The following is a 10,216-nucleotide window of genomic DNA, read 5'->3' on the forward strand; positions in this document are numbered from 1 at the left end:
CGTATTAAAGAGAGAGATATATGCAAAAGCAGAAAAAGCTAATTATGTTAAGTGTTTTGGCTGGAGCCATAGTAACTGCATCTGCAGTCAGTCAAGCATACGCCAAAGCTGATACCTTGGCATTGACTGTAGAAATCCCACAGCTAGATACAGCCGAATACCATAAACCTTATGTAGCAGTTTGGCTTGAAGACTCAACCCGGCAATCCACACCAATAGCCGTTTGGTATCAAATTAATAAAAAGAATAACGAAGGCTTAGAGTGGCTTAAAGACTTACGCCAATGGTGGAGACGAGGTGGCCGAAGCCTTGACTTACCCTATGATGGTTTAACTTCGGCAACTAAGGGGCCTGGCAGTCATGAGGTGACCATAGACCTATCAAAAGGAGACTTTAAGGGGTTAGCACCTGGCGATTACAAATTACGAATTGAAGCTGTACGCGAAGTTGGTGGTCGCGAGAACGTAGTTATTCCAATTACTTTGCCACTTGAGACGTCTTTATTACCTATCGCAGAAACCGGTAAAACCGAATTAGGTAGCATTCGCTTAAGTGTTCAATAACACAACTTTATTACTCATCTAACACTGCTATTTTTTTGGCAGTCATACATTCTTTTGGGAGAAACAATATGAAATCTAAATTACTACTTAAACTCATTGCTGCAGGTGTAATAGCCAGTTCTGTCACTATGCAAGCCCAAGCTCACAAAGCTTGGATTCTACCAAGCTCAACCGTACTTTCGGGAGATGCTCCTTACGTGACATTTGACGCGGCTGTTTCAAATAGCATTTTCTCAATTGATCATGCTGCGTTGAATATTCAAGGTGTGACTGTGGTTGATCCAAAAGGAAGCCCTGTTGAGTTAGAAAATACGTCAAAAGGTAAATACCGTAGTACCTTTGATATTCAACTAAATGAACAAGGTACTTATAAAGTCGCTACTGCCAGCGGTGGTTTACGCGCAAGGTGGGAAGATGAAGATGGCAAACGTCAAAGATGGCCTAGACGTGGACAAAACACTACGGATGCTGATTTTGCTAAAGCAGTACCAAAAACAGCTAAAAAATTACAAGTAAGCCAAAGTTCTCGCCGTGTTGAAACCTTTGTAACTCTTGGTGCACCTACTGATTCAGTTTTTGAACCAACTAACCAAGGTTTAGAAATGGTACCTGTGACTCACCCCAACGATTTGTTTTCTGGTGAAGAAGCAACCTTTACATTACTGATTGACGGCAAACCTGCTAAAGGTGCTAGCGTTGAAATCATTCAAGGTGGTTCGCGCTACCGTGACCAGCAAAATGAAATTAAGGTAACGGCAAACGACAAAGGCGAATTTTCGGTTACTTGGCCACAAGCTGGTCGCTACTTTGTAGAAGCATCTTACGAAGACGAGCAAGCTAAGGCTCCAGCGACAAAGCGCACCGGGACCTATGTTGCTGTTTTCGAAGTATTACCAATGTAATGAATGTTGCTAAAAATGTGTCAAAGGGTAGGTGAATAGCCGGTGAGTGAACTGAACCGAATTAGTTTAGCAGTGCTTTTAGTAAGCGCATGGTGTGTGTGGTGTCTTTGGTTGTTGGTGCGTCAAAGACAAAACAACCCCAGTGTTGATCCGCTAGCTCGAATTTTAGTGGCTTATGCTAGCCAAAGTGGCACCGCGGCTACTTTGGCAACTAAAAAAGCGGAAGAGCTAGAGTTATTAGGTAAGGTTAATTTACTGCCGTTAGATAGTGTTTGCCGAAAAACGTTAGGTAATACCCAAGAAGCACATTTTATAGTTAGTACCTATGGCCAAGGCGAGCCACCAGACAATGGCCATAGGTTCTACACTGAGCTATCCAAGAAGGATGCATTTTTTGATCTTTCCCATTTGCGGTATTCGGTAACTGCTTTAGGAGATAGTAGCTACGAGCATTTTTGTGCTTTTGGTCATAACCTCAATAAACGATTGGCTACTTTGGGGGCACAATCAGAAGCCGCTGTTACAGAAATAGATAGCCAACAGGATGGTAGCTTTAGCTCCCAAGTGGCATCGGTGGCGGCAGTCACTAATTGGAAACTAACTCATAGAGAATGCTTAAATCCTAATAGTGCCAATGCACCCCTTTATTTACTGACGTTTTCAACAGAGGCCACTAAATCAGTAGATATGCCAAAGTGGCGTGCAGGTGACGTAATTTCAATTCAACCTAAACATAACCCAAAAAACATACAAGATTGGCTGCAAGCTAACAAGTTAGATGGTGAGCGGGCTATTGCTAAAGGTGGCCTAACTGTCACCCTCAAAGAATATTTAACTGAGTATGCTTTGCCAGAACATTTGCAGGTCTCTGCTAGTGAACCACTAAATTGGCTAGATTCACTTAAGCTATTGCCAAAACGAGAGTATTCGGTGGCATCGGCCCACCATGAAAACCATCTTAAGTTAATTGTAAGGTTACAAAAACAGCTTAATGGTCAAGCAGGTATTGGTTCTGGATGGTTAACTCAGTTTAGTGAGTTGAACGATATCACCCAAGGGCATATTCGTAGTAATAAACGGTGTCATATCACTGACGTTAATCACCCATTGCTTTTAATAGCCTCCGGAAGTGGCCTAGCTGGCTTACGAGCGCAACTTGCAGAGCGAGCCATAAACCCGAAAGCCGGTAAAGTGTGCATGTTTTATGGAGAACGAAGCCCGCATCATGATCAAATGCTTAAAGACGAATTGCTACAGTGGCAACAACAAGGTGTAGTCACTGATTTATTTTTTGCCTATTCAAAGCACCCAGAAAGCCCAACGTATGTGCAAGACGTAGTGGCGCATCATGCAGATAAAATACAAGCAATTGTTCATCAAGGAGCAGATATATATGTTTGTGGTAGCAAAGCAGGAATGGGTGACGGCGTGCATCAGGTATTGAGTAAACACCTAGGCCAAGAAAATGTATCAGCTTTGCTAAGCTCTGGTCGTTATCGTAGAGATTTATATTGAGGGCAGCTGATCCTTAACAAATAAATATTGACTGGTTTGTTCACTGCATACAACCAGCTCATTTCGGCCCTGTTTTAATTGTCTTGATTATGCTGCGCTTAATGTCGTGTAAATCATTTCACTAAGATCTGAAAATACCTATAGATATCTGCGAACTAGTTCACCGTTTGCAAAGCACTAATTTACAACTATTTCTTTATTACTTAGTGATAAATATCGTTAAACACCAAAAATACAGTTTAAAAAACTTGTTATTTAGGTGTTTTTAGAGTCATATAAAATAATTCGTGTCTAAAATACCGCCAATATACCTTGACTTTATTTAACGAACCCAGAGTGACAGCTCATGCAAAACATCACAGAGAACTACCCTAGTTTACAGAACTTTAGGCAAGCAGTACGTCAACATATTGTGACAGAAGAAGAGCAAAGTGTAGAAAACTTGCTGCAACAAAATCCACTCAGTGTAGACGCCCAAAGTCGAGTAGAAGAGAGTGCCTTAAAGTTTGTTGAAGAATGCCGTGCTAACCCAGATAAACAAGGTTTGTTTGATGTGTTTTTGCAAGAATATAGCTTGTCTAGCCAAGAGGGCGTAGTGCTGATGTGCCTTGCAGAAGCATTGCTGCGGGTGCCAGATAGCTTTACAGTAGATAAATTAATTGCAGAAAAAATACACATGGGTGAGTGGGACACGCACATTGGGCACTCTTCGGAGTTTTTAGTGAATGCAGCCAGTACAGGTTTGGCCCTCACACGCAAAATCCTCAATCGAAGTAATGATAAGCCCGGTGAATCTAGTAACTGGCTTCGTAAATTTATGGCTCGTGTTGGCGAGCCAGTGGTGCGCCGTGCAACACTAGAAGCGATGAAGTTTATGGGGCAGCAATATGTCTTAGGTAGAGATATAGATGAAGCCGCGAAAAGAGGCCGCAAAGGTAACCCCAAAGGCACACGCTTTTCTTTTGATATGTTAGGTGAAGGGGCGCGAACCTACGAAGACGGTGAAAAATATTTTCAGTCATACTTACATGCCATTGAGAGCATTGGTAAAAAGAATAAAGAATCAGATATTTATGCAGCTGACGGCATATCCGTAAAATTAAGTGCATTACACCCTAGGTACGAATTTAGTCATCAGGAGTTAGTACTCGAAGAATTATTACCTAGTGTTTTGCAGCTTGCCATACGGGCTAAAGAATTAGGCATAGGCTTGACTATAGATGCTGAAGAAGCTGCTCGATTAGACATTGAATTAGATATCTTTCAAGCTTTAGCGTTTGCCCCAGAATTACAAGGCTGGGATGGTTTAGGTTTTGTGCTACAAGCCTATCAAAAACGTGCCCTTTATGTGGTAGATTGGTTGGTTGAACTTGCAAAGTTATCAAACAGAAAACTAATGGTAAGACTGGTTAAAGGGGCGTATTGGGACGCAGAAATTAAACATGCCCAAGAAATGGGCTTTGATGAATTCCCAGTGTTTACCCGTAAAGTTAATACCGATTTGAGTTACCAAGTCTGTGCTGGAAAGTTATTAGCCAATAAAGAAAACATCTACCCGCAATTTGCGACACACAATGCTTATACCATGACCTTGATTATGCAGTTGGCTGGCACTAAGGGCATGGGGACCTTTGAGTTTCAACGTTTACATGGCATGGGTGAGCTACTTTATGCTCAAGTAAGTAAGTCAACGGGCATTGAGTTACCGCTGCGAGTGTATGCCCCTGTTGGAGTGCATAAAGACTTACTGCCTTATTTGGTAAGGCGATTATTAGAAAATGGTGCAAACGGCTCGTTTGTTAATCAATTCTTAGACGGTAAAGTACCTGCTAAAAACCTAGTACAGGGTGTTGAAGAAGTTATTGAGAATATGCCTGGCAATCGAAACACTCAAATTCCTGTTTCTAAAGATTTGTTTGTTGACCATGGTGAGCAAAGAGACAACTCGACAGGTCTTGATTTGGATGACCCATTGGTTTTCTCTGATTTACAAGATCATGTAAATAATGCTTTAAAGCAAAATTGGTCTGCCGGCCCCATAGTTAATGGTATAAAACGAATTGAGCCTAGCTACAGCATTTTTTCTCCCGCAGATGCCAATCTAAAAGTAGGGCAGTGCACTGATGCGACTCCCGATGATATTAGCAATGCTTTACAAAGTGCCGCTGCAGCGCAAATCGAATGGGGGGCTCAAAATGTTGAACAAAGAGCTGATACCTTAGAAAAAACAGCAGATTTACTTGAACAATATACCCACACTCTCACAACGCTAATAAGCTACGAAGCTGGCAGAACTTTAGGTGATGGTATATCTGAGGTACGCGAAGCCGTAGACTTTTGCCGTTACTACGCCTTGCAAGCAAGATTACTACACGCCGAACATGGTAGAAATCATGGTTTAACTCAAGGTAAAGGTGTATTCGTGTGCATTAGCCCTTGGAACTTCCCGCTGGCGATATTTGTGGGCCAAGTGGTGGCCGCGTTAGTAACAGGTAATAGTGTAATTGCCAAGCCTGCAGAACAAACTCCCTTAGTGGCAACGTATGCAGTAGAGTTAATGCACCAAGCGGGTATTCCAGTAGAGGCATTGCAGTTATTGACAGGCACAGGAGCTGATATTGGTCCTAAATTATTAGCAAGTCCCCTTGTCTCTGGTGTGGCGTTTACCGGCTCAACAGAAACCGCAAAACGTATTCAAAATGATTTAGTACAACGAGGGACTAGCATGCCACCGTTTATCGCTGAAACTGGTGGTCAAAACGTCATGATAGTTGACTCGACGGCACTACCTGAACAAGTGGTAGATAGCGTTATACAATCGGCATTTTTGAGCGCAGGGCAGCGCTGCTCGGCATTACGGGTTTTGTACCTACAAGAAGATATTGCAGATAATATGTTAAGTATGCTGCAAGGGGCTATCGATACCTTGAAAGTGGGTTACCCATGGCAATTAAATAGTGACTTAGGCCCTGTTATCGACGGCAAAGCCCAGCAAATCCTGCAAGCCCATAGTGCTAAAATGCGAAAAGAAGCAACCTTAGTTACTAAAGGGTCGTTAACAGCTGAGTGTGAAAATGGTGCGTTTATCGAGCCACAAGTGTATGAAATTCAACATATTAATCAGCTTGAGCGAGAAGTCTTTGGTCCTATATTGCATGTCATTCGTTATAAAGCTGCCGATATTAAGCAAGTGATCCAAGACGTAAATAATACCGGGTACGGTTTAACACTTGGTGTGCATAGCCGTATTAAACAATTCGCTGATGAAGTATTCGAGCAAACTAAGGTGGGTAACACCTACATTAACCGTAATATTGTAGGGGCTGTGGTAGGCGTAAACCCATTTGGTGGCCATGGTTTATCAGGCACTGGGTTTAAAGCAGGCGGGCCTCATTACTTATTGCGCTTTACCGATTTATGGCAAAGTGTAGATATTGGAGACAACTCAATAGCAGAAGCGCAAACCTCACAACCAGTCTCTCAAGATTGTCTGCAGTTTTTAAATAATATCACCGGCATACAGCACACTTGGGACCAAACCCCCGTGGCTACGAGATGTGATGCACTAACAAAAGTCATAAGTGCGTTAGAAGGTAATCAGCAGCTTGATAAAGCCCGCGTTGCGCTGAGTCAAAATAGACTCACCCAAGCCAATACCTTGTTTAAAGACGTAACAGAATTACCCGGCCCAACTGGCGAAACCAATGAGCTTAGCTTACATGCCAGAGGTGTCGCTTTGTTAATCGCTGATACAGAGTCATTAACGAATGGGCACTCAATACTGCAGTTTATCAGTGCATTAGTTTCTGGTAATGGTGTGGTTGTTATAGGTCGAGATCAACCTAGCCACGACCTTATATCAAGCATCGCGAGTATCTTTCAAGGTCATATTCCTGCTGGGTTAGTGCATGTAGCAGGCGAGTTTGAGGATATGGGCAAGTGGTTGCTCCATAACCAAATTGCTTTAATCGCTTGCCATGATACCAACGGCCTTTGGCCAGTGTTAACTAAAAGAGACGGGGCAATCGTACCTGTGATCAATCATGTTCAAAGTCAATTTGCGTTATCGCCTTACGCCATTGAAAAAACCAAAACCAATAACATTGTGGCGACAGGTGGTAACGCCATGTTATTGAATTTAAAAGAAAGCTAATATGAAAAAATACTCAACCGAGCTTGACCGTATAGATCACAAAATTCTTGATATGCTGCAAAGTAATTGCCGCATATCAAATGTGGAGCTTGCTAATCAAGTCAATCTAAGTCCAACTCCCTGTTTAGAAAGGGTTAAACGCTTAGAGAAAAATGGCTACATAGACAAATATGTGGCCCATCTCAATGCTAAAAAATTAAATGCTAAACTAACAGCCTACATGCAGGTGTCGGTAGAAAACTCCAGCACCCAAGCACTGAACCAGTTTAATCAACAGGTTAGAAAGTTAGACGAAGTAATAGAATGTTCATTAGTGGCAGGGGGCTTTGATTATTTGCTTAAAATACGGGTGCAAGATATGGAAACCTATAGAAAGTTCTTGGGTGAAAAATTTGCAGATATCAAAGGGGTAACCCAAACATTCACCTATGTGGTGATGGAAGAAATAAAATCTACCCATATAGTGCCAGTTGACACTAAGTAGTTTACTAAAAGCTTATGGGATAGAGATTAAAGCCTAGATAAAGGGCTAACTACAGAGTTGCCGCCACGTTGTAGAATGTGCGTATATATTTGAGTGGTACGCAAGTCGGCATGGCCTAATTGGTCTTGTACTGTGCGAATATCCGCACCAGATTGTAATAGGTGAGTGGCAAAGCTGTGGCGTAGAGTGTGAGGTGTAACGGTTTTTGGAATGCTGGCTTTTTTGGCGGCATTTCGTACTGCTTTTTGTACCGCAGATGCATCAATATGGTGGCGCCTTAATGACTGGTCTTCAGGATCTGTTGATAATCGACTAGAAGCAAACAGATATTGCCATTGTATCGAACGATTGGCCTGCTTGAATTTATGCCTTAAACGATGAGGTAAATAGACGCCACTGTATTCAGGATTAAGCAGATCCGCTTCCAAATATTGTTTTACTACAGTGATTTGTTGTTGCAGAGGAGGTATAAGCTCTTCTGCTAACGTAACTACTCTATGTTTACCGCCTTTGCCATTCCAAACTCGAATAGATTTGAAGTCAAAGTCTATATCTTGGACTCTCAATCTAATACATTCCATTAAGCGCAAACCACTAGCATATAAAATGGATACTGCTAGCTTTTGTTGAGCGTTTACAACCACTAATAAGTTCCGCATTTCATCAGTAGTTAGTACGATTGGAAGTTTTTGTTGTCGAGTACTTTTAACAAAATTTAACTTAAAGCTTAAAGGCTGATGAATGATATCCCGATACAGAAATACCAAGGCATTTAGTGCTGATTTTTGTGTTGCTGCAGCCACATCTAACTCTAATACTAAATGTGAAAGGAAAGCTTCTACCTCTCTATCATGCATTAAATTTGGGTGTTTTTTCTGGTGAAAATGTATATAGCTACTGATCCACTTGAGATAAGCTTTAATCGAGCGTTTAGAATAACGTAATTTATACATTTCATCTTTTATCATATTCAAGAACATTGATTTAGGCACAAAGTATCCTTACTAAATTGCATGTTTATTTATACAGTTATAGTTAATAATCCGCATAACAGCAAGATCTAGGAAATATTCCGTATTTCTCCATGTGCTAGATCCATAGAGGGCAATAAAGTTAGCCTGTACAAAGGGTTAGAGGTTATGGTAGAAATGGGATATGTAGAAAGGCGGAAAAATTCCGTGTTTAAACACGGAATTTTTCCGCCTATTAATATTGTTAGCTTTCATCGGAGGAATCTTTGAAAAATTTATATATTATTTTACTTTTTGTCTTATCCCTAAACGTTTACGCGGAACAAAGTGAAACACTGGATCAACTTGTAAAGCCAGTGTTTGAGTTAATTGAAAAAGGAAAGTACAAAAACATAGCTTCCAATGCTTTGTCAAAAGGAGCTGCCATCAAATATATTAGTCCGGCAGATCTTGAGCAAGTCGATGGTGAGTTCGAGAATTATTTTAAGGTTTTTGGAAATTACTATTCGTATAAATTAATTCATGAACAAGGCTTAAAAGGAGACTACTGGGCTAGATGGTACTTATTAAAATTTGAAAGACAGCCAGTAGTTTTATACTTTGAATTCTATAAACCAAATGACAAGTGGAATGTAAATGCCTTGGAAATTAAAACTGATATTGATGACAAGATTGAAGAAGCTGGTGACTACAAAATCAGTGTAATTGGCTTAGAAGATGAAAGCTAACAAACAAATTATGGCAGGGACGCGCAAACAGCGCGCGCCCCATATTTGAAGCGTTATGTTTAAAAAGAGTTTATGACTATATTTTTCAGCGATTGCACACAGTTGATTGATGAAATTGTATTTTTAGTTTCCGTAATTGCGACTCTAATGACAATCGTAAGTGGATTTATTGTATTCACGAATGAAATTGAACCTGAGAAAGGTAAATGGTTTTGGTTTGAATTATTTGGCCCTTTTCACATTCTGCTTAGTTCAAAGTATTTGAATAATACAGGGGTAAAGTGGCGACCAGTCTTTATTACTAGCATTGTTGTGGTAATAGCATGTATTTTGTCTTTCAATTTTTTCAATTTATGCAGCATTTAAACATAACAAAAACATCAACTGGAAAACTACTCGCTGTAAAGCGCTCGTATTTTCCAGTTATATTAAGTGTTAGCGGGAAAATATATGAGTAGGGAAGCAAATAAGGTTTATGAAGCAATTAGTAAAGAAAACATGAAGTATTGGATTTCTGCTGTTGTTGCACCGATATTGGGGTTATTTATACTTGCGCTAACACAGGCCAGTCTGTGGGGAACTATCGGATTTTGTTTTTATTTGTTAGTCCTAGTTCAATCTATTAAGGGAATTCGTCGCAACAAGAAATTAAAAGTTAAGTTATTGTCAGCCCCAAATTCGGTTAAGCTTCATGAAGTTCTTGAGGGGCCAGTAATCTTAGGGATACCGGGTTTACATTGGTTTGCCAGCATTTCTCGCTAACACATATGAGCCTCTGGTTGGTCAATAGGTACTAGTCATCTTTTGATCATTTTTTCAGGATCAATCTAAACCTCTGAGCTAAGCCGTTTACTTCATCTGTCTTTGTGGCTATTAGGTAATCGCCTACAGCAAACACAT

At 40.7% G+C, this 10,216-nt stretch carries 8 protein-coding genes; 7 read left to right on the top strand and 1 reads right to left on the bottom strand.

Annotated features, from left to right (window positions below):
• The first annotated feature begins 20 nt into the window (after positions 1 to 20).
• From ABJE44_RS10805 to ABJE44_RS10825, 5 genes are all read left to right on the top strand, one after another.
• The gene (locus ABJE44_RS10805) at positions 21 to 563 is read left to right on the top strand and encodes a DUF2271 domain-containing protein (protein WP_348110744.1); all 543 of its coding nucleotides are present in this window, start codon (positions 21 to 23) and stop codon (positions 561 to 563) included.
• Positions 564 to 631: 68 nt separating this feature from the next.
• The gene (locus ABJE44_RS10810) at positions 632 to 1,465 is read left to right on the top strand and encodes a DUF4198 domain-containing protein (RefSeq protein WP_348110746.1); all 834 of its coding nucleotides are present in this window, start codon (positions 632 to 634) and stop codon (positions 1,463 to 1,465) included.
• A gap of 42 nt (positions 1,466 to 1,507) precedes the next feature.
• Complete coding sequence (locus tag ABJE44_RS10815; protein ID WP_348110747.1) at positions 1,508 to 2,980, top strand: flavodoxin domain-containing protein; 1,473 nt, start codon at positions 1,508 to 1,510, stop codon at positions 2,978 to 2,980.
• A 346-nt stretch (positions 2,981 to 3,326) separates the two neighbouring features.
• Positions 3,327 to 7,133, top strand: a complete 3,807-nt coding sequence (gene putA / locus ABJE44_RS10820) for a bifunctional proline dehydrogenase/L-glutamate gamma-semialdehyde dehydrogenase PutA (RefSeq protein WP_348110748.1) — start codon at positions 3,327 to 3,329, stop codon at positions 7,131 to 7,133.
• 1 nt (position 7,134) lies between these two features.
• A complete protein-coding gene (locus ABJE44_RS10825; RefSeq protein ID WP_348110749.1) occupies positions 7,135 to 7,617 on the top strand; it encodes an Lrp/AsnC ligand binding domain-containing protein in 483 nt (160 codons plus the stop codon).
• A 26-nt stretch (positions 7,618 to 7,643) separates the two neighbouring features.
• On the opposite strand, the gene ABJE44_RS10830 is transcribed toward ABJE44_RS10825, so the two are convergent.
• Entirely contained in the window at positions 7,644 to 8,609 is a 966-nt protein-coding gene (locus tag ABJE44_RS10830; protein WP_348110750.1) for an integron integrase, read from the bottom strand.
• Positions 8,610 to 8,854: 245 nt separating this feature from the next.
• Between ABJE44_RS10830 and ABJE44_RS10835 the strand changes: the two genes are divergently transcribed.
• Both ABJE44_RS10835 and ABJE44_RS10840 read left to right on the top strand, forming a co-directional pair.
• The gene (locus tag ABJE44_RS10835) at positions 8,855 to 9,316 is read left to right on the top strand and encodes a hypothetical protein (RefSeq protein WP_348110751.1); all 462 of its coding nucleotides are present in this window, start codon (positions 8,855 to 8,857) and stop codon (positions 9,314 to 9,316) included.
• Positions 9,317 to 9,766: 450 nt separating this feature from the next.
• Positions 9,767 to 10,078 carry a hypothetical protein gene (locus ABJE44_RS10840; RefSeq protein ID WP_348110752.1) on the top strand — a complete coding sequence of 104 codons (312 nt, stop codon included), beginning with the start codon at positions 9,767 to 9,769 and terminating at the stop codon, positions 10,076 to 10,078.
• Positions 10,079 to 10,216 lie beyond the last annotated feature (138 nt).

Origin of the sequence: Paraglaciecola sp., assembly GCF_039942875.1 — a bacterium.
GTDB lineage: Bacteria > Pseudomonadota > Gammaproteobacteria > Enterobacterales > Alteromonadaceae > Paraglaciecola.